This window comes from Halomonas sp. LMYGS-3 (assembly GCF_059509875.1).
In genome coordinates this window covers 32,840-54,572 of record NZ_JCAKFQ010000030.1, presented here as the reverse complement: position 1 = coordinate 54,572, position 21,733 = coordinate 32,840, and the positions used below count along the sequence as shown (strand labels likewise).

General features: G+C 66.1%; 23 protein-coding genes. 4 read left to right on the top strand and 19 right to left on the bottom strand.

What is annotated here, in order from left to right; translation table 11 throughout:
- Positions 1-450: 450 nt before the first annotated feature.
- The gene (gene ppnN, locus AC5W54_RS19715; RefSeq protein ID WP_495963803.1) at positions 451-1,812 is read left to right on the top strand and encodes a nucleotide 5'-monophosphate nucleosidase PpnN; all 1,362 of its coding nucleotides are present in this window, start codon (positions 451-453) and stop codon (positions 1,810-1,812) included.
- 10 nt (positions 1,813-1,822) lie between these two features.
- Here ppnN and AC5W54_RS19710 read toward each other — a convergent pair whose 3' ends face one another.
- Positions 1,823-2,191 (bottom strand): hypothetical protein, encoded by a 369-nt coding sequence (locus tag AC5W54_RS19710; protein ID WP_495963802.1) that lies wholly within the window; start codon positions 2,189-2,191, stop codon positions 1,823-1,825.
- Between the two features lies 1 nt (position 2,192).
- Positions 2,193-2,657: a flavodoxin domain-containing protein gene (locus tag AC5W54_RS19705; protein WP_495963801.1), complete on the bottom strand. Its 465-nt coding sequence runs from the start codon at positions 2,655-2,657 to the stop codon at positions 2,193-2,195.
- Between the two features lie 339 nt (positions 2,658-2,996).
- Between AC5W54_RS19705 and AC5W54_RS19700 the strand changes: the two genes are divergently transcribed.
- The gene (locus AC5W54_RS19700) at positions 2,997-3,203 is read left to right on the top strand and encodes a DUF2788 domain-containing protein (protein WP_495963800.1); all 207 of its coding nucleotides are present in this window, start codon (positions 2,997-2,999) and stop codon (positions 3,201-3,203) included.
- A gap of 65 nt (positions 3,204-3,268) precedes the next feature.
- Here the strand turns inward: AC5W54_RS19700 and AC5W54_RS19695 are convergent, their stop codons facing one another.
- The 9 genes from AC5W54_RS19695 to AC5W54_RS19655 form a co-directional block, all read right to left on the bottom strand.
- Positions 3,269-3,640, bottom strand: a complete 372-nt coding sequence (locus tag AC5W54_RS19695) for an integration host factor subunit alpha (protein WP_495963804.1) — start codon at positions 3,638-3,640, stop codon at positions 3,269-3,271.
- 37 nt (positions 3,641-3,677) lie between these two features.
- Positions 3,678-6,074: a phenylalanine--tRNA ligase subunit beta gene (gene pheT / locus AC5W54_RS19690; RefSeq protein ID WP_495963799.1), complete on the bottom strand. Its 2,397-nt coding sequence runs from the start codon at positions 6,072-6,074 to the stop codon at positions 3,678-3,680.
- Positions 6,075-6,117: 43 nt separating this feature from the next.
- Positions 6,118-7,137 (bottom strand): phenylalanine--tRNA ligase subunit alpha, encoded by a 1,020-nt coding sequence (gene pheS, locus AC5W54_RS19685; protein ID WP_495963798.1) that lies wholly within the window; start codon positions 7,135-7,137, stop codon positions 6,118-6,120.
- Between the two features lie 130 nt (positions 7,138-7,267).
- Positions 7,268-7,621, bottom strand: coding sequence for a 50S ribosomal protein L20 (rplT, locus tag AC5W54_RS19680; RefSeq protein WP_013332273.1), 354 nt, complete (start codon positions 7,619-7,621; stop codon positions 7,268-7,270).
- Positions 7,622-7,656: 35 nt separating this feature from the next.
- The gene (gene rpmI / locus AC5W54_RS19675; protein WP_016415059.1) at positions 7,657-7,851 is read right to left on the bottom strand and encodes a 50S ribosomal protein L35; all 195 of its coding nucleotides are present in this window, start codon (positions 7,849-7,851) and stop codon (positions 7,657-7,659) included.
- An 86-nt stretch (positions 7,852-7,937) separates the two neighbouring features.
- Positions 7,938-8,477 (bottom strand): translation initiation factor IF-3, encoded by a 540-nt coding sequence (gene infC / locus AC5W54_RS19670; protein WP_421413351.1) that lies wholly within the window; start codon positions 8,475-8,477, stop codon positions 7,938-7,940.
- Between the two features lie 33 nt (positions 8,478-8,510).
- Positions 8,511-10,412, bottom strand: coding sequence for a threonine--tRNA ligase (gene thrS / locus AC5W54_RS19665; RefSeq protein WP_495963797.1), 1,902 nt, complete (start codon positions 10,410-10,412; stop codon positions 8,511-8,513).
- A gap of 279 nt (positions 10,413-10,691) precedes the next feature.
- Positions 10,692-11,354, bottom strand: coding sequence for an OmpA family protein (locus AC5W54_RS19660; RefSeq protein WP_495963796.1), 663 nt, complete (start codon positions 11,352-11,354; stop codon positions 10,692-10,694).
- Positions 11,355-11,625: 271 nt separating this feature from the next.
- Positions 11,626-12,093, bottom strand: a complete 468-nt coding sequence (locus AC5W54_RS19655) for a DUF2489 domain-containing protein (protein ID WP_495963795.1) — start codon at positions 12,091-12,093, stop codon at positions 11,626-11,628.
- Positions 12,094-12,324: 231 nt separating this feature from the next.
- Here AC5W54_RS19655 and AC5W54_RS19650 point away from each other — a divergent pair, with 231 nt between their 5' ends.
- Positions 12,325-13,782, top strand: a complete 1,458-nt coding sequence (locus AC5W54_RS19650) for an SLC13 family permease (RefSeq protein WP_495963794.1) — start codon at positions 12,325-12,327, stop codon at positions 13,780-13,782.
- Between the two features lie 68 nt (positions 13,783-13,850).
- Here AC5W54_RS19650 and cyoE read toward each other — a convergent pair whose 3' ends face one another.
- The 4 genes from cyoE to AC5W54_RS19630 are packed head-to-tail and all read right to left on the bottom strand — an operon-like array spanning position 13,851 to position 17,139.
- Positions 13,851-14,768, bottom strand: coding sequence for a heme o synthase (gene cyoE / locus AC5W54_RS19645; protein ID WP_495963793.1), 918 nt, complete (start codon positions 14,766-14,768; stop codon positions 13,851-13,853).
- Positions 14,761-15,819, bottom strand: coding sequence for a COX15/CtaA family protein (locus AC5W54_RS19640; protein ID WP_495963792.1), 1,059 nt, complete (start codon positions 15,817-15,819; stop codon positions 14,761-14,763). Before AC5W54_RS19640 ends, cyoE begins: the two co-directional genes overlap by 8 nt.
- Positions 15,820-15,856: 37 nt before the next feature.
- Positions 15,857-16,396, bottom strand: coding sequence for a redox-active disulfide-containing membrane protein (locus AC5W54_RS19635; protein WP_495963791.1), 540 nt, complete (start codon positions 16,394-16,396; stop codon positions 15,857-15,859).
- A complete protein-coding gene (locus AC5W54_RS19630) occupies positions 16,393-17,139 on the bottom strand; it encodes an SURF1 family protein (RefSeq protein ID WP_495963790.1) in 747 nt (248 codons plus the stop codon). Before AC5W54_RS19630 ends, AC5W54_RS19635 begins: the two co-directional genes overlap by 4 nt.
- Positions 17,140-17,149: 10 nt before the next feature.
- Here AC5W54_RS19630 and AC5W54_RS19625 point away from each other — a divergent pair, with 10 nt between their 5' ends.
- Positions 17,150-17,344 (top strand): DUF2909 family protein, encoded by a 195-nt coding sequence (locus tag AC5W54_RS19625; RefSeq protein ID WP_495963789.1) that lies wholly within the window; start codon positions 17,150-17,152, stop codon positions 17,342-17,344.
- A gap of 26 nt (positions 17,345-17,370) precedes the next feature.
- Here the strand turns inward: AC5W54_RS19625 and AC5W54_RS19620 are convergent, their stop codons facing one another.
- From AC5W54_RS19620 to coxB, 4 genes are read right to left on the bottom strand one after another with little or no spacing between them, the layout of a single operon-like run.
- A complete protein-coding gene (locus tag AC5W54_RS19620) occupies positions 17,371-18,231 on the bottom strand; it encodes a cytochrome c oxidase subunit 3 (RefSeq protein WP_495963788.1) in 861 nt (286 codons plus the stop codon).
- Positions 18,228-18,827 (bottom strand): cytochrome c oxidase assembly protein, encoded by a 600-nt coding sequence (locus tag AC5W54_RS19615; protein ID WP_495963787.1) that lies wholly within the window; start codon positions 18,825-18,827, stop codon positions 18,228-18,230. Before AC5W54_RS19615 ends, AC5W54_RS19620 begins: the two co-directional genes overlap by 4 nt.
- A gap of 12 nt (positions 18,828-18,839) precedes the next feature.
- Positions 18,840-20,471, bottom strand: a complete 1,632-nt coding sequence (gene ctaD, locus AC5W54_RS19610) for a cytochrome c oxidase subunit I (RefSeq protein ID WP_495963786.1) — start codon at positions 20,469-20,471, stop codon at positions 18,840-18,842.
- A gap of 54 nt (positions 20,472-20,525) precedes the next feature.
- Positions 20,526-21,644, bottom strand: coding sequence for a cytochrome c oxidase subunit II (gene coxB, locus AC5W54_RS19605; protein WP_495963785.1), 1,119 nt, complete (start codon positions 21,642-21,644; stop codon positions 20,526-20,528).
- Positions 21,645-21,733: the final 89 nt, after the last annotated feature.

Sequence of the window (21,733 nt, the reverse complement as noted above, 5' to 3'; positions counted from 1 at the left end):
GGTGACCCTCGCCACTAGACCAGGGTAGCTCCGCGACGAAGTGATGACAGGTCGGTACCCAACCCACGAATACCAGAGAGATCCACCGTCGCTGATTGCCCCTCGCTCCCTGATCCGTAGGCATTGAGGACGACGACATGAAGCAGAGACAACCGAACCCTTGACAGGTCAATCCATACCAGGAGCCTGTCGGATTTGACCGATCGTCGCGAGAGAGTCGGATTTCGAGACAAGTTTATCGATCTGATGAGGCGAATAGCCCGCTATTTAACGAATCAGATCGAATGAAGTTGGCCGATAGACCGGCTCTCGCAGTAGATCAGCGTTAAGTCCGACAGGCTCCTGGCCCGCATTCTACCAGCTCGCCTGCCCCGTCGCACCGCTGCGCCCCGTCAACGGGACATGGTAGCATCGCCAGACATGACTCCTTTCACGACAGGGACGCCCAGGATGCCCGATACCATTTCCAGTACCATTTCGCCGGAAGGCAGTCTGGAGATCCTCTCCCAGCACGAGGTCAGTCGCCTCCACGACACCTCCCGCACCGGGCTGCACGACCTGCTGCGCCGCTGTGCCCTGGCCGTGCTCAACTGCGGCAACCCCACCGACGACAGCGTGGCGCTGATGGAGGCCTACCAGGACTTCGACATCGAGGTGATCCCGCAGGACCGCGGCGTGCGCCTCAAGCTCACCAACGCCCCGGCCGAGGCCTTCGTCGACGGCAAGATGATCCGCGGCATCCGGGAGCACCTCTCCTCGATCCTGCGCGACATCGTCTACGTCTACAACGAGATCCAGACCCACCGGCGCTTCGATCTCTCCACCGGCGAGGGTACCACCAACGCGGTGTTCCATATCCTGCGCAAGGCCGGCACCCTGAAGCCGGGCCGCGACCCCAGCCTGGTGGTGTGCTGGGGCGGCCACTCGATCTCCCGGGAGGAGTACGAATACAGCAAGGACGTGGGCTACCACCTGGGCCTGCGGGAGCTGGACATCTGCACCGGGTGCGGGCCCGGCGCCATGAAGGGGCCGATGAAGGGCGCCAACGTGGCCCACGCCAAGCAGCGACGCTCCCAGGGCCGCTACCTGGGGGTCTCGGAGCCCGGCATCATCGCCGCCGAGGCCCCCAATCCCATCGTCAACGAACTGGTGGTGATGCCCGATATCGAGAAGCGCCTGGAGGCCTTCGTGCGCCTGGGCCACGGCATCATCGTCTTCCCGGGCGGTGTGGGCACCGCCGAGGAGATCCTCTACCTGCTGGGGATCCTGCTGCATCCGGACAATGCCGACATGGAGCTGCCGGTGATCTTCACCGGCCCTGCGGACTCCGCCGACTACTTTCGGCGCATCGACGAGTTTCTGGTCTACACCCTGGGCGAGGCCGTCCGCCGACACTACCGCATCATCATCGACGCCCCCACCGAAGTGGCACGTACCATGCGCAAGGGGATCGATGCCGTGACCGACTACCGCAAGACCCGCCAGGACGCCTTCTATTACAACTGGCGGCTGAACATCGACCGGCACTTCCAGGAACCCTTCGCCCCCACCCACGAGGCGATGGCGAGCCTGGCCCTGCATCGCCAGCAGCCGGTACACGAGCTGGCCGCCAACCTGCGTCGCGCCTTCTCGGGCATCGTCGCCGGCAACGTCAAGGAGCAGGGTATTCACGCCATCAAGGCCCACGGCCCCTTCGACCTGCACGCCGAGCCGGAACTGATGACCCGCCTCGACGAGCTGCTTACCTCCTTCGTGGCCCAGGGCCGCATGAAGCTCACCGGCGACTACGAGCCCTGCTACCGGCTGGCGTGACCCACGCCCCTCACGCCCTCTCGGCCCGCCACCAGAGCCAGAGGGCGTGCAGCAACAAGCCGAGGGTGGCGCCGTGGGCGATCAACAGCTGCCAGCTGATCCAGTCGGTGAACAGGGCATGCCAGAGGCCCATGCCGGCGAGCCCGGCCAGCAGGCTGAGCCCCAGCCTCGCGAGCAGGCGCGGCAGGCGCCGTCGAGCCTCGCGCTCCAGCATTCGCCAGTGAAAAAAGGCCACTGTGCCCACCACCGCCACGGCGATCAGGATCAGCGTCAGGCGGGTATCGTGGCCGCTCGCCAGGAAACGGGGGACGGTGGCCAGCATCAACGCCACCAGGCCCAGCATCAGGCTGAGCCGCTCGGGCGTCGGCTGGGCCCCCATGTCAGGCCACCTTCAACTGCTGGGTCTCGATCCACTCCTCGGCCCAGGGGAGCGCCGCATCGTCGGCCATGAAGGTCTCCATGGCATCGACCTCGAGGCGCTCGCCGAGGCGCACGGCGCCCTGCCCCTCGAGCAGCTCGTCGAGGCTGCGCCCGGCGCCGCAGAAGGTATCGCCGTAGGAACTGTCGCCGAGGGCGATCAGCCCGTAGCGCAGGTCGGCGAGCGACGGCGACTGCTCGTCGATGGCGCGCACGAAGGGCACGAAGTTGCCCGGGTAGTCGCCGCTGCCGGTGGTGGAGACGCAGAACAGCGCCAGGTCGGTGGGCGAGCCGACCAGATCCTCCAGGGTCGGCTGGTCGAAGATGGACACCTCATAGCCGGCCTGCTCGAACAGCGGCTTGACCTGTTCCGCGACGTCCAGCGCGCCGCCATACATGGTTCCGACGAAGATCTTCAGCATGGGCATGTCATGGATTTACCTGAGAATTTCGCTCGGATATTAACATGCCACGGGGCCGTGGCGCATCCCGACCGCGGTGGTGGGCAGGACTATCGCCGATAGCAGCAGTGCTCGGGGCTGATACGTCGGCAGGCCTGCGAGGAGGCGCTGTAAACCCCTCCATGGGCGCTACCGACGCCATCCCTGGCGTAGGACCTCCTCTTCGGCCTGCCCCCGGCGCCCCTCGCTACATTCAACTGCGATTGCCCTGCGGTGGCGGGTGGGACACCAGGCCGCAGCCGGACACCCTGCGCCCTCGGCAATGGCCGAGTATAATGCTCGGGTCTTCCCCTGCCCGGAGGCGATATGCAGCAGATTTTCGAGGCCTGGGTCACACCGGTCATGATCGGCGGCCTGATCCTCTTCATGTCCTTCATCATCTGGGACCTGGCACGCAAGTCCCGGGCCGGACGCTTCGGCACCCTCATGCTGTTCGTCGTCCTCGGCGCCGGCATGATGGGCTACCTGTTCAAGGTGGTCATCACCTGGATGATGGAAAACGGCGGCGTCTGATCGCCCTGCCGACACGACAACGCCACCCGATGGGTGGCGTTGTCACTGGTGAGGTCCGCCTCCGCTCAGGGCGCATCGCCGTGGTAGCCCTCGACCTGGCTCTTGAGCTTCTGGCCGGGCCGGAAGGTCACCACCCGACGCGCCGAGATGGGAATCTCCTCGCCGGTCTTCGGGTTGCGACCCGGTCGCTCACGCTTGTCACGCAGGTCGAAGTTGCCGAAGCCCGACAGCTTGACCTGCTCGTTCTCGCGCAGGCAGGCACGAATCTCCTCGAAGAAGGCCTCCACCATGGACTTGGCCTCGCGCTTGGAGAGGCCGAGTTCGGCGTGCAGATGTTCGGCCAGTTCCGCCTTGGTCAATGCACCCATGTTCACTCCCTCATGGTGGATCCGCCCCGCCGGCCGGCTCGCGACGGCCTCGCTCGCCTGACTATCCATGCGAGCCATGCGGCCGTCCAGATAACCACCCAAGCGACTAGCCACGCAGTTCCGCATCCAGGTGCTGGCGCGATTCGGCAACGATGGCGTCTACCAACTGATTGATTTCATCGTCATTCAGCGTGCGCGAAGGATGCTGCCAGGTCAAGCCCAGGGCGACACTCTTGCGCCCTTCCGGCACCCCCTGGCCCTGGTAGACGTCGAACAGTCGCGACTCCACCAGCCACTCCCCCGCCTGCCCCCGGATGGTGTCGAGCAACGCCTGAACCGGCAGCGACTCGTCGACCAGGAAGGCCAGGTCGCGACGCACCTCGGGATAACGTGACAGCGGCGTGAAGGCCGGCACCCGACCACGGGTCAGGGCATCCAGGCGCACCTCGAACAACAGCGCGTCGACCTTCAGGCCCAGTTGCGAGCGCACCGCCGGGTGCAGGGTGCCGATCCAGCCAGCCTCCTCGCCGCGATACAGGATGCGCGCGCACTGTCCCGGGTGCAGCGCCGGGTGATCGCCGGGTTCGAAGCGCCAGGCCTCGGGCTCGCCGCCCATCGTCTGCAGGCTCTCCAGGTCGCCCTTGAGATCGAAGAAGTCGACCGGCGCCTTGTCGCCGGCCCAGCCCTCGGGCTCGCGGGAACCGCACGCCAGGGCACCGAGCATCGGCGTCTGGTGCAGGTCGTCGAGTTCGCCGCGGAAGACCAGGCCGGTCTCGAACAGCCGTACCCGGCCCTGCTGACGATTGAGGTTGTGCTGCAGGGCCCGCACCAGGCCGGGGAAGAGGCTCGCCCGCATCACCGACAGGTCGCTGGAGATGGGATTGGCCAGTACCGGCGACACCGCCTCGGGCAGCAGCGCCTGCTGCAGCTCCGGGGAGACGAAGCTGTAGGTCACCGCCTCCTGGTAGCCCCTGGCGACCATCTGGCGCCGCAGCCGCCCCAGCGGGGGGCGCGCCTCCTGGTCGGGACGCAGCGACAGGCGTGCCGCCGGGCGGCGTACCGGCAGGCGGTTGTAGCCATGGATGCGCGCCAACTCCTCGATCAGGTCCTCCTCGATGGCGATATCGAAGCGCCAGCTCGGCGCCCGGGTCGACCACCCCTCGACGGACTCCTCTACCGTCATCCCGAGGCGCTCGAGGATCTCCCTGACCTCGTCGGCCGGCAGTGCCTTGCCCAGGGCCTGCTCGAGGCGGCCCGCACGCAGCGATACCCGACGCTCGCCGGGCAGATGCGCGGGGCTCGCGGCCTCGACGATCGGCCCCGGCTCGCCACCGGCGATCTCGAGCAGCAGGGCCGTGGCCCGCTCGGCGGCCTCCCGGGCCAGCTCCGAGTCGACGCCGCGCTCGAAGCGGTGCGAGGCATCGGTGTGCAGGCCGTAGGAGCGTGCCTGACCGGCCACCGCCAGCGGCGAGAAGAAGGCCGACTCGAGGAAGATATCGCGGGTCTCGAGGCTGACCCCGGAGTGTTCGCCCCCCATCACCCCGGCGATGGCCAGCGGCCCCCGCTCGTCGGCGATCACCAGGGTGGCGTCGGTCAGGGTGATCTCCTGGCCGTCGAGCAGCACCAGGCGCTCCCCCTCGCGGGCCAGGCGTACGACCACCGCCCCGTCCAGGTTGGCCAGGTCGAAGGCGTGCAGCGGCTGCCCCAGCTCGAGCATCACGTAGTTGGTGACGTCGACCACCGGGTCGATGCTCCGCACCCCACTGCGCCGCAGCCGCTCGACCATCCATAGCGGCGTCTCGGCGCTCACGTCGACCCCCTTGATCAGGCGACCAAGATAGCGTGGGCAGCGCTCGCCATCCTCGACGCGGACCGGAAAGGTCTCGTCATGCGTGGGCGTCACCGGCGCGATGGCCGGCCCCTCGACCGGCAGGCGGTTGAGCACCCCGACCTCGCGGGCCATGCCCTTGATGCTCAGGCAGTCGCCGCGGTTCGGGGTGAGGTCCACCTCGATGGTATGGTCGTCGAGGCCCATGAAGGTACGGAAGTTCTCGCCTGCCGGGGCGTCGGCCGGCAGCTCGAGGATGCCGTGGGAGGTCTCCTCCTCGAGCCCCAGCTCCGAGGCGGAGCAGATCATGCCGCGCGACTCGACGCCACGCAGCTTCGCCTTCCTGATTTTCAAACCAGGAGTCTTGAAGTCGCCAGGCAGCACCGCACCGACCCGGGCGAAGGCCACCTTCTGGCCCACCGCGACATTGGCCGCGCCGCACACCACCTGAACCGTCTCGCCGCCGCCATCGTCGAGCCGGCAGACGTTCAGCTTGTCGGCGTCGGGGTGCGGCGACTTCTCGACCACCGCGGCCACCACCACGCCATCGAAGGCCGCGGCCACCGGCTCCACCGCGTCCACTTCCAACCCGGCCATGGTGATCTGGTCGGCCAGGGCCTGGGTGGCGAGGGCCGGCGAGACCCAGTCACGCAGCCACTGTTCGGAAAATTTCATGGTCAATCCTGTGTTCTGCCAAGGTTCGTGTAACGCCGCGAGATCAGGCGAACTGGCGCAGGAAGCGCAGGTCGTTGTCGAAGAACAGGCGCAGGTCGTTGACCCCGTAGCGCAGCATCGCCAGGCGCTCGACCCCCATGCCGAAGGCGAAACCCGTGTAGCGCTCGGCGTCGATGCCCGAGTGACGGAACACCTCCGGATGCACCATGCCGCACCCCATCACCTCCAGCCAGCCGCTGTGGGAGCAGACCCGACAGCCGTCGCCGCCACACATCACGCACTGGATGTCGACCTCGGCGGAGGGCTCGGTGAAGGGGAAGTAGGAGGGGCGGAAGCGCACCGAGAGGTCGTCACGCTCGAAGAAGGCGTGCAGGAAGTCCTCGATGGTGCCCTTGAGGTCGGCGAAACTGACGTCCTCGTCGACCAGCAGCCCTTCCACCTGGTTGAACATCGGCGTGTGGGTCAGGTCGGAGTCGCTGCGGTAGACCCGCCCCGGACAGACGATACGAATCGGCGGCGCCTGTTCCTTCATGGTCCGCACCTGCACCGGCGAGGTATGGGTGCGCAGCAGGTGGGTCGCATCGAAGTAGAAGGTATCCGCCATGCTGCGGGCTGGGTGGTGGGCCGGGATATTGAGCGCCTCGAAGTTATGGTAGTCGTCCTCGATCTCCGGACCGACCGCCACATCGAAGCCGATGCGGGTGAAGAGCCCCTCGATGCGCTCCAGGGTCAGGGTCACCGGATGCAGCCCGCCACTGGGCTGGCCCCGGCCCGGCAGGGTCACGTCGAGGCGTTCGGCGGCGAGACGCGCCTCGAGCGCGGCCTTGTCCAGGGCATGGCGTCGCCCCTCGAGCTCCTCGGCGAGGGCCTGCTTGGCCTGGTTGATGCGCTCACCCGCCGCCGGGCGCTCGTCCGCCGGCAGCTTGCCGAGCCCCTTTAGCAATGCGGTGATCTCGCCCTTCTTGCCGAGATAACGCACCCGCAGCTCTTCCAGGGCCGGGATGCTGTCGGCGGTCTGGATGGCGTGGCGAGCCTCGGTGACCAGAGTGGGAAGATGGTCCATCCGTTGAGCTCCGAAGTCTGTGGTCCTGCAATGATGTCGCTTGCAAAAAAACAGGGGAAGAGCGGCTGCTCTTCCCCTGCGACGCCGGCGACCGGCCGGCGTCTACCGGCACGGACGCGGTCGATGTCACTTACTGGGCAGCCTTGGCCTTCTCGACGATGGCGGCAAAGGCAGCCTTCTCGTTGACGGCCAGGTCGGCCAGCACCTTGCGATCGATCTCGATACCGGCCTTCTTCAGGCCACCGACGAAGCGGCTGTAGGAGAGACCGTGCTGCCGCGCACCGGCGTTGATACGCTGGATCCACAGGGCGCGGAACTGGCGCTTGCGCTGGCGGCGGTCGCGGTAGGCGTACTGGCCGGCCTTGATGACGGCCTGCTTGGCCACGCGGAAAACGCGCGAACGGGCACCATAGTACCCCTTGGCCTGCTTGAGAATCTTCTTGTGACGGCGACGGGCAACGACGCCACGCTTGACACGAGTCATAGCTATCTCCTGACGTTAAGGGGGTCTACCAAGGGTTACAGGTTCGGCAGCATGCGCTGTACGAGGGCCTTGTCGGCGTCGTGAACCTGCTGCATGCCACGCAGTTGACGCTTCCGCTTGGTGGACTTCTTGGTCAGGATGTGGCTACGGAACGACTGCTTGCGCTTGAAGCCGTTGGCCGTCTTCTTGAAGCGCTTGGCAGCGCCGCTGTTGCTCTTGATTTTCGGCATGAGACTAACTCCGCTCGAGGTTTTTCAGAAAACCCGGGGCCGACGAGAGACGCAGGCGTCTCCCGACCGTTCGACTGGCCGTCGGATCACTTCTTCTTGGGGGCAATGATCATGATCATCTGGCGCCCTTCCATCTTGGGGAAGGACTCCACGGTCCCGATCTCCTCGAGGTCCGCGGCGATCCGCTCCATCAGCTTGCGACCGATGTCCTGGTGCGCCATTTCACGGCCGCGAAAACGCAGCGTGACCTTGCCCTTGTCGCCACCTTCGAGGAAGCGCGTCAGGTTCTTCAGCTTGACCTGATAGTCGCCCTCGTCGGTGCCAGGCCGGAACTTGACTTCCTTGACCTGGATCTGCTTCGTCTTCTTCTTCTGAGCCGACTTCTGCTTCTTCTGCTCGAAGACGAATTTGCCGTAGTCCATGATCTTGCAGACGATCGGATCGGCGTTGGAAATCTGCACGAGGTCCATACCGGCGGCTTCGGCACGCTCCAGCGCTTCGCTGGTGGGTACGACGCCCAGCTGTTCGCCGTCGCTGTCGATCAGGCGAACCTGATCCTCGGTAATACGCTCGTTCATCGGGGGGCGCTTGTCCTGAACGCGCCCTCTTGGGTTGCTTCGCTTGATCGCTACGTCTCCTTAAGACAATTGACGATGTCGTCAGCCGAGTTCGGCACTCAGACGCTCGATGAGGTCACTGACCGTCATGGTTCCGAGATTCTCGCCGGTGCGCGTGCGCACGGCCACCGAGTCGGCCTCGACTTCCTTATCCCCCACCACCAGGAGATAGGGAACTTTCTGCAACGTATGCTCGCGAATTTTAAAGCCGATCTTCTCGTTCCTCAAGTCCGCCTTGACGCGTAGGCCGATTTTCTGCAAGCGGTGCTCGAGTTGCGAGGCATAATCACGCTGTGCATCGGTGATGGTCATCACCACGGCCTGCTGCGGCGCCAGCCACAACGGCATGGCCCCGGCGTAGTGCTCGATGAGGATGCCGATGAAGCGCTCGAAGGAGCCCAGTATCGCCCGATGCAGCATCACCGGGGTCTTGCGCACCCCGTCCTCGTCGACGAACTGGGCACCGAGGCGACCCGGCAGGTTGAAATCCAGTTGCAGGGTACCACACTGCCAGACCCGGTTGAGGCAATCGCGCAGGGCGAACTCGATCTTGGGTCCATAGAAGGCACCCTCGCCCGGCTGCAGCTCCCAGTCGAGTCCGGTAGCGTTCAATGCCGCCTCGAGCCCCGCCTCGGCACGATCCCACATCGCCGGCTCCCCCATCAGCTCCCCGTCGGGGCGGGTGGAGAGCTTGAGCTCCACGTCCTCGAAGCCGAGTTCCCGGTAGACCTTCATGGTCAGGGCGATGAAGGCCTCGGCCTCGGCCTGGATCTGCCCTTCGGTGCAGAAGATATGGGCGTCGTCCTGGGTGAAGCCGCGCACCCGCATCAAGCCATGCAGGGCACCCGACGGCTCGTTGCGATGGCAGCTGCCGAACTCGGCCAGGCGCAGCGGCAGGTCACGGTAACTCTTCAGCCCCTGATTGAACACCTGCACGTGGCAGGGACAGTTCATCGGCTTGACCGCGTAGTCGCGCTTCTCCGACTCGGTGGTGAACATCATGTCGCTGTAGTGCCCCCAGTGGCCGGACTTCTTCCACAGCGACAGGTCGACGATCTGGGGGGTCTTGATCTCCTGATAACCGTTCTCGACCTGCACCCGCCGCATGTACTGCTCCAGGGCCTGATACAGGGTCCAGCCATTGGGGTGCCAGAAGACCATCCCCGGCGCCTCCTCCTGCAGGTGGAAGAGGTCCATCTTCTTGGCCAGCTTGCGGTGATCGCGCTTCTCGGCCTCCTCGAGGCGCTTGAGATAGGCCTTGAGCTGCTTCTTGTCGCCCCAGGCCGTGCCGTAGATGCGAGTCAGCATCGGCTTGGAGGCATCGCCGCGCCAGTAGGCACCGGCCAGCTTGGTCAGCTTGAACGCCTTCAGGTGACGGGTATTGGGCACGTGAGGGCCCCGGCACATGTCGACGTACTCATCGTGATGGTAGAGACGGATGGTCTCTCCCTCGGGAATCTCGCGCACGATCTCCTGCTTGTAGGGCTCGTCGCGGTGCAGGAAGGTGAGCATCGCACGGTCGCGATCGACGTACTCGCGCACCACGTCGTACTCGCTGTCGATGAGCACCTTCATGCGCTCCTCGATGGCCTCGAGATCCTCCGGGGTCACCGAGCGGCCGAAATCGATGTCGTAGTAGAAACCATCGTCGATCACCGGCCCGATGGCCATCCTGGCCTCGGGATAGAGCTGCTTGACGGCATGGCCGATCAGGTGGGCGCAGGAGTGGCGGATGACTTCCAGGCCTTCCGGATCGCGGGCGGTGAGGATCGCCACCGTGGCATCGCGGTCGATGATGTCGGCGGCATCCACCGGTACGCCGTCGATCTTGCCGGCCACGCAGGCCTTGGCCAGGCCAGGCCCGATACTCTCGGCCAGCTGCATCACGGAAAGGGGTTCGTCGAAGGTTCTCTGGCTGCCGTCGGGCAGGGTCACGATGGGCATGAAGGGTCCTTGTGCGCAGTGGTGGCCCATACGAGAGACCACATGTCGCGATGAACGAAGTAATGAACGATGAACGGGCCACACCCTCCCCGACCATCACGCCCCGCCGCAGCGAAGCGACGAGGGTGAGACGGTGCCGGAGACCGGCGCAGCAGGCGCCTACCTTACCAGAAGCGCGGTCGTCCATGCCACGGTCATGAAAACGACCGGGGCGCCCTGAGGCGCCCCGGAACCGGACGGAACCCCGTCCGGCACTCTCGGCATGGCCGATCGCTCAGATCACTGGCGATCGATCTCCACGCGGCGGTTCAGGGCACGCCCCTCGTCGGTGTCGTTGGTCGCCACCGGGCGCTCCTCGCCGTAACCCACGGCGGTCATGCGGTCGCCGGCGATACCTTGGGACATCAGGTAGTTACGCACGGACTCGGCACGACGCTGGGACAGCCCCTGGTTGTACTCGGCGGAACCGACGGAGTCGGTGTGACCCTCGATGCGCACGCGAAGCTCGGGGTTCTGGCGCAGGCGGTGAGCAACCTCGTCCAGGGTGATCTCGGCCTGCGGAAGCAGCTCGGCACGGTCGAACTCGAAGTTGACCTCGCTGGAGAGCACCACCGGCTCGAACTCGGGCTCGGGGGCGGGCGCGGGTTCGGGCATCGGCTCCGGCTCGGGCTCGGCAACAGGCTCGGGGCGACGGTCGGCACACAGCAGGGCGCCGATGGCGGCACCCGCGGCGGTACCGGTGGCGGCACCTTCCTCTTCATCGGAGCTGCCGCTGGTGGCATAGCCGATACCGCCGCCGATCAGGCCGCCGGCGATCCCGCAGACCACGGGCTGCTGGTACCAGGGTCGATCCGAGGAGGGATTGGTGTTGGGCGTGGCACAGCCGGCTAGGCCGATCACCAGCGCTGAGCCGAGCAACAAGCCAGTCGTAGAATTTTTCATTTTTCAAAACTCCTTCTTCTTGATTCAGTTCCTGGGGAAGCAGCTCAAGTCCCCTTTCCCAAGTGATCCAGACGGTCGAGAGGTCCGGGGTATGTTCCCCTGCCCCCCTGTTCTACCCGTCAAACCGGAACTCGACAAGTGATGACGCCTTCCTGGCGCTGCAAGCTTGCCGGAGCCCGGTATATCTTTCAATCGTCATCTTATGACACTAACAGTACCGCACGCCACGGATAATCAAACAGCGTGCGATCAACGCGGATGGCACATCGGCTCAGTGCAGGCTCTGTGGCCAGTCGCGACGAAAGGCCAGCGCCGCCCTGGCCGCCTCCAGGACGGCCCCGCGCATCTCGTCCTCGACGGCGAGTCGTTCGCGATCCTCCCGGAAGCGCTCCTTGGGGGTGAGGGCCTCGCGGGCGGAATGCGTATGCAGGTGCCGGGTCCGCGCATGGACCTCGCCGAAGGCCTGGAACGTCGGGCGTTCCGGCAGTCGCGGGTCGAGGATCTCCAGCAACACCTTGCAGCGCCAGGCCCCCTCGGTCACGTCCACCTGCTCCTGCAGCAGCGCCGACGCCACCAGCTCGAGGTTCTCGAGACAGTTTTCACGCGCCCGACGCTCCTCCTCCTCGCGGAAGGCGCGGCGGCGGCGTAGCTCCTGCCGGAGCGTGAAGGCATAGGCGGCGAGGCCGGCGATGATCGCCAGGCCCACACCGAGCAGAATCAGCGCAGTGGTCGTCGTCATCGGGGCTCCACGAGGCTCGTTGGACTGGGCCGCATTCTACATGGCCAGCGGTGACAGCCCAATCCCCGCCCCGCCGGGTCGGTGGGCCCGCCGACCGTATTCCCGTCCCCGCAAGCGCGGGCGCACGGAAAAAGGGACCGAAGCCGACCGGCAACTTGAGTAGAATCCGCGCTCCCCGCCCAGTCTGCAGCGGCTATGCTGCCTAGCATTGCTTGTTGCCATGGAGTCCTCATGCAAGCCACCGACGACACTCCCGAGATGGTCCCGGGTCCCTCCACCGCCGGCCGCCTCGGTCTCTGGCTCGGTCCGTTGTGGCTCCTGCTGACCCTGGTGCTGCCGGCTCCGGCGGAAATGAGCGGGCCGGCCTGGTCCTGTGTCGGTCTGGCGCTGCTGATGGCCACCTGGTGGTCGACCGAAGCCGTGCCGATCCCGGCCACCTCGCTGCTGCCGCTGGCGCTGGTGCCCGCCCTGGGCATCGGCAGCATGAGCGAGGCCGCGTCCGGCTACGCCAACCCGATCATCTACCTGTTCCTGGGGGGATTCCTGCTCGGCATCGCCATGCAACGCTGGAACCTGCATCGGCGAATCGCCCTGCATGTGCTCCAGGTGGTCGGGCCTCAGCCGCGACGCCAGATCGCCGGCTTCATGATCGCCACCGGCTTCCTCAGCATGTGGGTCTCCAATACCGCCACCACCATCATGATGCTGCCGATCGGCATCTCGGTCCTCAGCCTGCTGGAGGACAGCGACCCCGCCGAGCTCAAGCGCTACGCCACCGCCCTGCTGCTCGCCATCGCCTACTCCGCCAGCATCGGCGGCGTGGCGACCCTGATCGGCACTCCACCCAACGCCCTGCTGGCCGGTTACCTGGCCGCGGAGCGTGGCATCGACGTCGGCTTCGCCCAGTGGATGTTGATCGGCCTGCCGATCAGCGTCGCGATGATGGCCAGCGCCTGGTGGTGGCTGACCCGCCACGGTTTCGTCCTGAACGCCGGCGACGACAGCGCCGGCATGATTCGCGACGAACTCGCCAGGCTCGGACGGATGACCCCGGCGGAGCGCCGGGTCGGTATCGTCTTCCTGCTCGCCGCCCTGACCTGGGTGGTGCGTCCGCTGCTCAACGACCTGGGGCTGGACTGGCTATCGGATACCGGCATCGCCATCGTCGCCGGCATCGCGCTGTTCCTGATACCGAGCGGCCGCGGCGACGGCGAGCGACTGATGGTCTGGGAGGAAGCCCAGAAGCTGCCCTGGGGCATCCTGCTGCTGTTCGGTGGCGGGCTGTCGTTGGCCGGCGCCATCACCCGCACCGGCCTCGCCGAATGGATCGCCGAGCAGCTCGGTATCTTCGGCACCTTCCCGCTGCTCGCCATGGTCGGCGTGGTGGTACTGGTGATCATCTTCCTCACCGAGATCACCTCCAACACCGCCACCGCCGCGGCCTTCCTGCCGCTGCTCGGTGCCCTGGCCCTGTCCCAGGGCATTTCCCCCCTGCTGATCACGGTACCCGCCGCGATCGCCGCCAGCTGCGCCTTCATGATGCCGGTCGCGACGCCACCCAATGCGATCGTGTTCGCCACCGGGCACCTGAAGATCCAGTCGATGATCCGCGCCGGCTTCATGCTCAACCTGGTCAGCACCGTGCTGGTCACGCTGATGGCCTACTTCCTGATCGTCACGCTCTGGTAGGCCACACCCGCAAACGCAGCGAGCCCGGCGATCGCCGGGCCCGTCCTGTGTCCGCCGCTGCGGATCGCCTACCCTGCCCAGGCGAGGGAGTAGTGATCCAGCAGCAGCACGCCGAAGACACCGAGGATATAGCGGATCGAGAACCAGAACGCCGCCAGCGGCGCCTTCGGATCCTGGCCGCGCCACACCTTCCAGTTCCAGAACATGAAGCGGGCATTGAGCGCCATCACCCCCACCAGGTAGACGGCACCGCTCATGCCGATGACGAACGGCAGCAGCGTGACCGCCACGGTGAGCCAGCCATAGAGCCAGACCTGCAGTCGGGTGAAGGCCTCTCCGTGGGTCACCGGCAGCATGGGAATGCCCGCCTGGGCGTACTCGTCGCGCTTGTGGATGGCCAGGGCCCAGAAATGGGGCGGGGTCCAGGCAAAGACGATCAGCATCAGCAGCAACGGCTCCGGCCCGAGCTGGCCGGTCACCGCCGTCCACCCCAGCAGCGGGGGGGCCGCCCCGGCCACGCCCCCGATGACGATGTTCTGGGGCGTGGCCCGCTTGAGGAAGGCGGTATAGACCAGCGCATAACCGAGCAGGGAGCCCAGCGTCAGCCAGGCGGTCAGGGCATTGACCTGCCAGACCAGCAGGCCGATCCCCGCCACCGAAAGCAGCGTCGCCCATCCCAGCGCCACCGTGGTCGGCATGCGCCGCGATGCCAGCGGACGACGCGATGTGCGCAGCATCATGGCATCCAGCCGGCGATCCACCACATGATTGAAGGCCGCGGCCCCTCCCGCCGCCAGGCCGATGCCGACCAGGCCATACGCCACCACCGACAGTGACGGCAGTATCGGGCTGGCCAGGGCCATTCCCACCAGGGCACAGGCCAGCATCACCACCACGACCCTCGGCTTGCACAGGGTCACCAGGTCCCGCCAGCCCCACTGGGCCTCATCCAGCGACTCGACGCGCTCCATCACCGCATTAGGCATGTGCCCACTCCTTCTCTGCCCGTTGTCGTCTCTCGCGTTTCGGCACCGATTCCCGCCACACCCAGGTGGCCAGGGCCATCATCAACACCAGGGCCACCGCCCCGGCGGTATGCAGCAAGGCCAGCCAGAGGGGTAACCACAACAGCACATTGGCAATTCCCAACCCCAGCTGTACAGCGTACCCGCCCAGCAGGGCGCCGAGCCAGGGGCGCAGGCGACACTCGTGCCAGTGACGCCATGCCAGCAGCAGCAGCCCCAGGCCCAGCGCCAGCGCTCCCAGGCGATGGCCGAAGTGGATCGCGGTGCGGGCATCGGCGTGCAGCTGGCCATGGAGATAGTTGGGCCCGACCGTCTGGGTCAGGTGAAACCCCTCGCTCCAGTCGGTAGCGGGCCACCACTGGCCGTTGCAGGTGGGGAAGCCCTGGCAGGCGATACCGGCGTAGTTGCTGGAGACCCAGCCTCCCAGGGCCAGCTGGAGCAGGAGCAGCACCATGACCAGCCCCCAGAGCGGTGTCAGGGCACGCCGCGGCGCCGGCACGCCGCCCAGCGTCAGGTCACCTGCCGCGAAGCGCCGCAGGCGCAGGTGCAGCCACAGGAACAGCAGCATCACCGTGAGACCGCCCAGCAGGTGAAGGGTCACCACCTGGGGCCACAGCTTGAGGGTCACGGTAAAGGCGCCGAAGGCCCCCTGCAGCAGGATCACGGCCAGCAGTGCGAGGCTGACTCCCCAGGGATAGCCGGCACGGCGACGCAGCGGCGCCCCCAGCATTACCAGGGCGATCACCAGCACCCCCAGGGTCGACGCGACGTAACGATGTATCATCTCGACCCAGGCCTTGAAGCTCTCCAGCGGCACGTCCGGACTATGGGAGAGCGCCCGGTCGGCATCCGGCACCACCAGACGCCCGTAACACCCCGGCCAGTCCGGGCATCCCAGGCCGGCGTCCACCAACCGCGTCCAGACACCCACCAGGATCACCCCGATGGTGAACAGCAACCCGATCAGGCTCAGGCTGATCAGCAGGCGCAACCTGCTCTCCGGCTTCGTCATCGCCACCTCGTATCCGTTATCGACTGCTGCGGCCTGGTCAATGCTGCGCTACCTGGCGTCCGCTCTTCACCGAGGCCTCCGGGTTCATGCGCAGCAGCTTGTTGACATCGTCCAGTACGTCCCGGGCTTCGACGCCGAACGCGTAGCCCAGCACGGCATCGCCGCGGGGATCGAGCACCCACAGCTGACCGGGCCTGTGCCAAGCAGGCAACGAGGTCCACTCGGCCACCACCTCGCCGGGCAGCGCCTGCCCCTCCCCGCCGATCCGCAGGCGACTGACCCGATGAGCCTCGCTTCCCAACGCGCGGTGCAATCGCCACCACTGGTCGGCCAACGCCTCGCAGTCCCCGGCGCAGTCGAAGGCCAGCACCCAGTCACCGCCCTCCAAGGGCCCGAGCGGCCTGGCCAACGGCCACTGGCTCAGGGCCGGAACGTCCGGCTCGAGCTCACCGTGAGCGGTGCGCTGCTCGGGGATGCCGATACGCCAGGTCACCATGACCCAGGCCACCAGCAGCGGGAGCACGAAGATGGCCAGCAGCGCCAGCAGCTTGAATCGTGGATGACGAATGGCGCTCATTGACGCGTCTCCTTGCATGGCAGTGGATCGGGATGCGGGGAAGTGGCCGACTCGGCGCGGTCACGCCGCAGGCGCCGCCCGCCGAGCAGCATCACCGTGACGGCGGCCAGGGCCAGCCCCCACCACTGTACGGCATAGCCGAGGTGCCGACTCGGCGGCATCACGTTAGGGGTCCACCAGGCATCGAGGTGGCCGGGACCGGACGCAAGGTGCAGCCAGCCGTCATGGGCGAAGTCGAGCGACCAGGCGGCGAGGTCGATGCGCTGCAAGCGTTGCCCTTCGCGATTGGGGCCGAACAACGGGCCGCCGTCACCTGCCGGTTGCCAGTCACCTTCCAGCGTGACCGGCCCGGATGGGGTGGAGACCGACGGTGTATCACGGGTCGTGCCGGTGGCCAGGAAACCGCGCTGCACCAGCCACAACCGCCCATCGTCACCACGCAACGGTGTCAACGCGGCGACGCCGAGGCGGCCATCGAGGGTGCGGTTGTCGAGAAACAACGTCTGGTCGGCCAGGTACTCCCCTGACAGGGTCACCCGTGCACCCTCCGGCGGCCGGTCACGGGGCGCCACCTGATGAGGAGCCGCGTCGAGCCGCGTCAGATAATCGCGCTTTTCGGCGGCACGTTCCCACTGCCAGGCACCCAGCATCAGCCCGAGCAGTACCAGCGGTGACCAGAATGCCCACCAGAGTCGTTGCCGCCGCCGCCGTGCACAGGCATGCTGGGTGTCATTGCGAGCCAAGGAGTGCCTCATGTTGCTGAAAATCCTGATTGCCCTGGTATTCCTGTCCATGGTGACCAGCCTGGCTGCCGGTGCCGGCTTCCTGCTGCGGGACGACAGTCAGTCTCGCCGACTGCTCGTCTCGCTGAAGGTCAGGGTGGCCCTGGCAGCCACCCTGCTGGTCCTGCTCTTCTACGGCTTCTATGTCGGTGGGCTCGCCGCCTGATCGGGCGACCTATCCGGAACGCGCATCTAGAAAACATAGACGAACAGGAACAGGCCGATCCATACCACGTCGACGAAGTGCCAGTACCAGCATGACGCTTCGAAGCCGAAGTGGTTGTCCCCCGTGAAGTGCCCTTTCTGGATACGCACGAACATTACCGTCAGGATGGTGGCCCCGATGATCACGTGCAGCCCGTGGAAGCCGGTAAGCAGGAAGAAGGTCGCGCCGTAGATGCCGGCCTGCAGGGTGATGCCGTAGTGGGTGTAGGCTTCGTAGTACTCCACCGCCTGGATGCCGATGAAGGTGATGGCCAGCAGCAGGGTGACGAACAGCCAGTTGCGGGTGGTATCGCGGTAGCCTTCCTTCAACCCCTCGTGGGCCACGGTCAGGGTGATGCTCGACGCCACCAGGATCAGGGTGTTGACCAGGGGCAGCTGCCACGGGCTGAAGGTGGCCGCCGGTCCCGAGATCGAGGCATCGGGTGGATTCATCAAAGGCCAGCTGGCGGTGAAATCGGGCCACAGCAGCGCCGCGACCCCCTTGGCACCTTCGCCATCCAGCCAGGGGATGGCGAAGGTGCGCACATAGAAGAGCGCCCCGAAGAAGGCGGCGAAGAACATCACCTCGGAGAAGATGAACCAGCCCATCCCCCAACGGAAGGAGCGATCCATCTGGGCATCGTAGAGCCCCTGACGGGACTCCTTGATCACGTCCCGGAACCACAGGGCCATGACCACCAGGACCGCGACCAGCCCCGCCGTCATCACCAGGGTCCCGCGCCCATGCACCAGCACCATGCCGGTACCGATCATCATCACGCCCAGCGCGAGCGAGCCCAGGATCGGCCACTTGCTGGTTGCGGGAACGTAATAGCTGCCACCACTCATGCCTCATCTCCTTTGCCGGCAGTCACCTGCGCCCGCAGGGGAGCCTGTGCATCGGTGACCGGATACAGGGTATAGACCAGGGTTACGGTATTGACGTCGGGGGGCAGGTCGCGCGCCAGCTGGAAGACCAGCGGCAGCTCGAGACGCTCGCCGGCCTCCAGGTACTGCTCGTCGAAACAGAAACAACTGACCTTGCGCAGGTGCCGCGATGCCCGTGAGGGGGAGACACTGGGCACCGCCCGCCCCCGGTTGGCTTCCGCGCTCTGGTTGCGGAAGGTGAAGTTGATCTCGCTGGTCTGCCCCGGATGGACCCGTACCTGGCGAGTCTCCACCTCCATCCGCCACGGTAGCCCGGAGCTGCCGCGGGTGATGAACTGGACGGTGACATAGCGGGACTCGTCCACTCCCTCATGGACGATGGCCTGGGCGGTATTGTCCACCTTGCCATTGATGCCGGTGACACGGCAGAAGACGTCGTACAGCGGTACCAGCGCGAAGGCGAAGGCAAACATGCCGACCAGAGCCGCCACTGACCTCACCACCGTCCGCCTGACACCAGGGTTCCGGGCACGGGTGCTGTGATCCTCGTGGCTCATGGCAACCTCCCGTCAGTGCACATGGGGATTGAAGGTGGGCGGCGTCTCGAAGGTGTGCAGCGGGGCCGGACTCGGCACGCTCCACTCCAGGTCCTCGGCGCCCTCCCAGGCCTTGGCCGGCGCCTTCTCGCCACCGCGCACGCAGAGGATCACCACCGCCACGAACACCAGTTGCGAGGCGCCGAACAGGAAGGCGCCGAGGCTCGACACCAGGTTGAAGTCGGCGAACTGGAGGGCGTAATCGGGGATACGTCGCGGCATCCCGGCCAGCCCCGAGAAGTGCATGGGGAAGAAGGTCAGGTTGACCCCGATCACCGACAACCAGAAGTGCCACTGCGACAGCCGCACATTGGGGTAGTAGCCGGTCCACTTGGGCAGCCAGTAGTAGACGCCGGCCATGATGGCGAACACCGCCCCCGGCACCAGCACATAGTGGAAATGCGCCACCACGAAGTAGGTATCGTGGTACTGGAAGTCGGCCGGGGCGATCGCCAGCATCAGCCCCGAGAAACCGCCGATGGTGAACAGCACCACGAAGGCCAGGGCGAACAGCATCGGCGGTTCGAAGGTGATCGAGCCACGGAACAGGGTGGTGATCCAGTTGAACACCTTCACCCCGGTGGGCACGGCGATCAGCATGGTGGTGTACATGAAGAACAGCTCGGCCACCAGCGGCAGGCCGACCACGAACATGTGGTGGGCCCAGACCAGGAAGGACAGCAGGGCGATGGAGGCCGTGGCATAGACCATGGAGGCGTAACCGAACAGCGGCTTGCGGGCGAAGGTGGGAATGATCGCCGAGACGATACCGAAGGCCGGCAGAATCATGATGTACACCTCGGGATGCCCGAAGAACCAGAACAGGTGCTGGAAGAGCACCGGGTCACCGCCACCGGCCGCGTTGAAGAAGCTGGTGCCGAAGTTGATGTCCATCAGCATCATGGTGATCACCCCGGCGAGCACCGGCATCACGGCGATCAGCAGGAAGGCAGTGATCAGCCAGGTCCAGACGAACAGCGGCATGTCCATCAGGCGCATCCCCGGGGCCCGCATGTTGAGGATGGTGGCCACGATGTTGATCGCGCCGAGGATCGAGCTGATGCCGGCGATGTGCAGCGAGAGGATGAAGAAGGTGGTCGACGGCGGCGCGTAGGTGGTGGAGAGCGGCGCGTAGAAGGTCCAGCCGAAGTCCGGCCCGCCCCCCGGCATCAGCAGGGTGGAGAGCAGCAGCAGGAAGGCCACCGGCAGCAGCCAGAAGCTGAAGTTGTTGAGCCGCGGCAGGGCCATGTCCGGGGCACCGATCTGCAGCGGGATCATCCAGTTGGCCAGCCCCGTGAAGGCCGGCATGACCGCACCGAAGACCATGATCAGGCCATGCATGGTGGTCATCTGATTGAAGAACTCGGGGTTCACCATTTGCAGGCCGGGCTGGAACAGCTCGGCGCGCACCACCAGGGCAAAGATGCCGCCGATGAAGAACATGATCAGCGAGAAGATCAGGTAGAGGCTGCCGATCTCCTTGTGGTTGGTGGTCAGCAGCCAGCGCAGGATGCCCTTGGGCGGCGCGTGATGGGCGGCGGCACCGCCGGCCGGAGCAGTGGAGCTGTGTTCAAGGGGTGGCTGCGGGGGTAACTTGGGCGCCATCGGCACTCTCCTGAATGCGTTGTTCTTGTCCGGGACACGGAATCGCTCGGCCCACTACTGCGCTAGCTGCTCCGCGATTTCCGAAGGCTGCACGGCATCGCCGGTGTCGTTGCCCCAGGCGTTGCGGGTGTAGGTCGCCACGGCCGCGATCTCGACCGGGTTCAGGGTACTGCGGAAGGCCGGCATGGCCGTCCCCGAGACCCCGTTGACGATGGTCCGGACATGCCACTCGGGGTCTTCGATCAAGCGTTCGTTGCCGGCCAGGGCAGGGAAGGCGGGCGGTGCCCCCTGCCCCTCGGGCTGATGGCAGGACGCACAGATGCTGCCGTAGACGGCCTCGCCACGCTCCATCAGCTCATCGAGCGCCCAGTCGCGATCGACACCCAGCGCCTCCTCGGCAGCCGCTTCCTTGCGCTTGACCAACCACTGGTCGAACTCCTCCCCTTCCATGGCGTGCACCACGATCGGCATGAAGGCATGGTCCTTGCCGCACAGTTCGGCACACTGGCCGCGGTAGATACCCGGTTCGTTGATGTTCACCCAGTTCTCGTTGATGAAGCCGGGGACGGTGTCCTGCTTGACCGCCAGGTCCGGCACCCACCAGGAGTGGAGGACGTCATCCGCGGTCATCAGGAAGCGCACCTTGCGATTGGTCGGCAGCACCAGCGGCTCGTCGACCTCGAGCAGGTAGTGTTCGCCACGCTCCTCCTCGCCGCGGATCTGCGCCCGCGGCGTGCCCAGGTTGGAGGTGAAGGCGACGTCCTCGCCGAGGTATTCGTAGCGCCAGCGCCACTGCTGCCCGGTGATCATCACGTCGAGCTCGGCATCGGAGGCGTCGTACATCTGCACGAGGGTGGCGGTGGCAGGCACCGCCATGCCCACCAGGATCAACAGCGGAATGGCGGTCCAGAGCACCTCGACGGTGGTGTTCTCGTGGAAGTTGTCGGCCTTGGCACCGCGCGAGCGACGGAAGCGGAACAGGGAATAGAACATCACCCCGAAGACCACCACGCCGATGGCCACGCAGATCCAGAAGATCGTCATGTGCAGGGAATAGATCTCGCGACTCAGGTCCGTCACCCCGACTGGCATGTTCCAGCCGTTGGCCAGGGCCAGCGGGCTTAGCCCGGCCAGGGTACAGAACCCCGCCACCCACACGAGCAACGTGCGCATCGGCGCCTCCTTGTCGTTGTTGTCGTCGTCAACCGCCAGGGCTCCAGAGACCTCGCCAGGGTCGTTGGAGCCCTCCCATCCATTAATTG

Bases quoted from the DNA above. Each gene is read 5' to 3' on its own strand.
- ppnN (WP_495963803.1), top strand. From the start codon at position 451: ATGCCCGATACCATTTCCAGTACCATTTCGCCGGAAGGCAGTCTGGAG.
- AC5W54_RS19710 (WP_495963802.1), bottom strand. From the start codon at position 2,191: ATGGGGGCCCAGCCGACGCCCGAGCGGCTCAGCCTGATGCTGGGCCTG.
- AC5W54_RS19705 (WP_495963801.1), bottom strand. From the start codon at position 2,657: ATGCCCATGCTGAAGATCTTCGTCGGAACCATGTATGGCGGCGCGCTG.
- AC5W54_RS19700 (WP_495963800.1), top strand. From the start codon at position 2,997: ATGCAGCAGATTTTCGAGGCCTGGGTCACACCGGTCATGATCGGCGGC.
- AC5W54_RS19695 (WP_495963804.1), bottom strand. From the start codon at position 3,640: ATGGATAGTCAGGCGAGCGAGGCCGTCGCGAGCCGGCCGGCGGGGCGG.
- pheT (WP_495963799.1), bottom strand. From the start codon at position 6,074: ATGAAATTTTCCGAACAGTGGCTGCGTGACTGGGTCTCGCCGGCCCTC.
- pheS (WP_495963798.1), bottom strand. From the start codon at position 7,137: ATGGACCATCTTCCCACTCTGGTCACCGAGGCTCGCCACGCCATCCAG.
- rplT (WP_013332273.1), bottom strand. From the start codon at position 7,621: ATGACTCGTGTCAAGCGTGGCGTCGTTGCCCGTCGCCGTCACAAGAAG.
- rpmI (WP_016415059.1), bottom strand. From the start codon at position 7,851: ATGCCGAAAATCAAGAGCAACAGCGGCGCTGCCAAGCGCTTCAAGAAG.
- thrS (WP_495963797.1), bottom strand. From the start codon at position 10,412: ATGCCCATCGTGACCCTGCCCGACGGCAGCCAGAGAACCTTCGACGAA.
- AC5W54_RS19660 (WP_495963796.1), bottom strand. From the start codon at position 11,354: ATGAAAAATTCTACGACTGGCTTGTTGCTCGGCTCAGCGCTGGTGATC.
- AC5W54_RS19655 (WP_495963795.1), bottom strand. From the start codon at position 12,093: ATGACGACGACCACTGCGCTGATTCTGCTCGGTGTGGGCCTGGCGATC.
- AC5W54_RS19650 (WP_495963794.1), top strand. From the start codon at position 12,325: ATGCAAGCCACCGACGACACTCCCGAGATGGTCCCGGGTCCCTCCACC.
- cyoE (WP_495963793.1), bottom strand. From the start codon at position 14,768: ATGCCTAATGCGGTGATGGAGCGCGTCGAGTCGCTGGATGAGGCCCAG.
- AC5W54_RS19640 (WP_495963792.1), bottom strand. From the start codon at position 15,819: ATGACGAAGCCGGAGAGCAGGTTGCGCCTGCTGATCAGCCTGAGCCTG.
- AC5W54_RS19635 (WP_495963791.1), bottom strand. From the start codon at position 16,396: ATGAGCGCCATTCGTCATCCACGATTCAAGCTGCTGGCGCTGCTGGCC.
- AC5W54_RS19625 (WP_495963789.1), top strand. From the start codon at position 17,150: ATGTTGCTGAAAATCCTGATTGCCCTGGTATTCCTGTCCATGGTGACC.
- AC5W54_RS19620 (WP_495963788.1), bottom strand. From the start codon at position 18,231: ATGAGTGGTGGCAGCTATTACGTTCCCGCAACCAGCAAGTGGCCGATC.
- AC5W54_RS19615 (WP_495963787.1), bottom strand. From the start codon at position 18,827: ATGAGCCACGAGGATCACAGCACCCGTGCCCGGAACCCTGGTGTCAGG.
- ctaD (WP_495963786.1), bottom strand. From the start codon at position 20,471: ATGGCGCCCAAGTTACCCCCGCAGCCACCCCTTGAACACAGCTCCACT.
- coxB (WP_495963785.1), bottom strand. From the start codon at position 21,644: ATGCGCACGTTGCTCGTGTGGGTGGCGGGGTTCTGTACCCTGGCCGGG.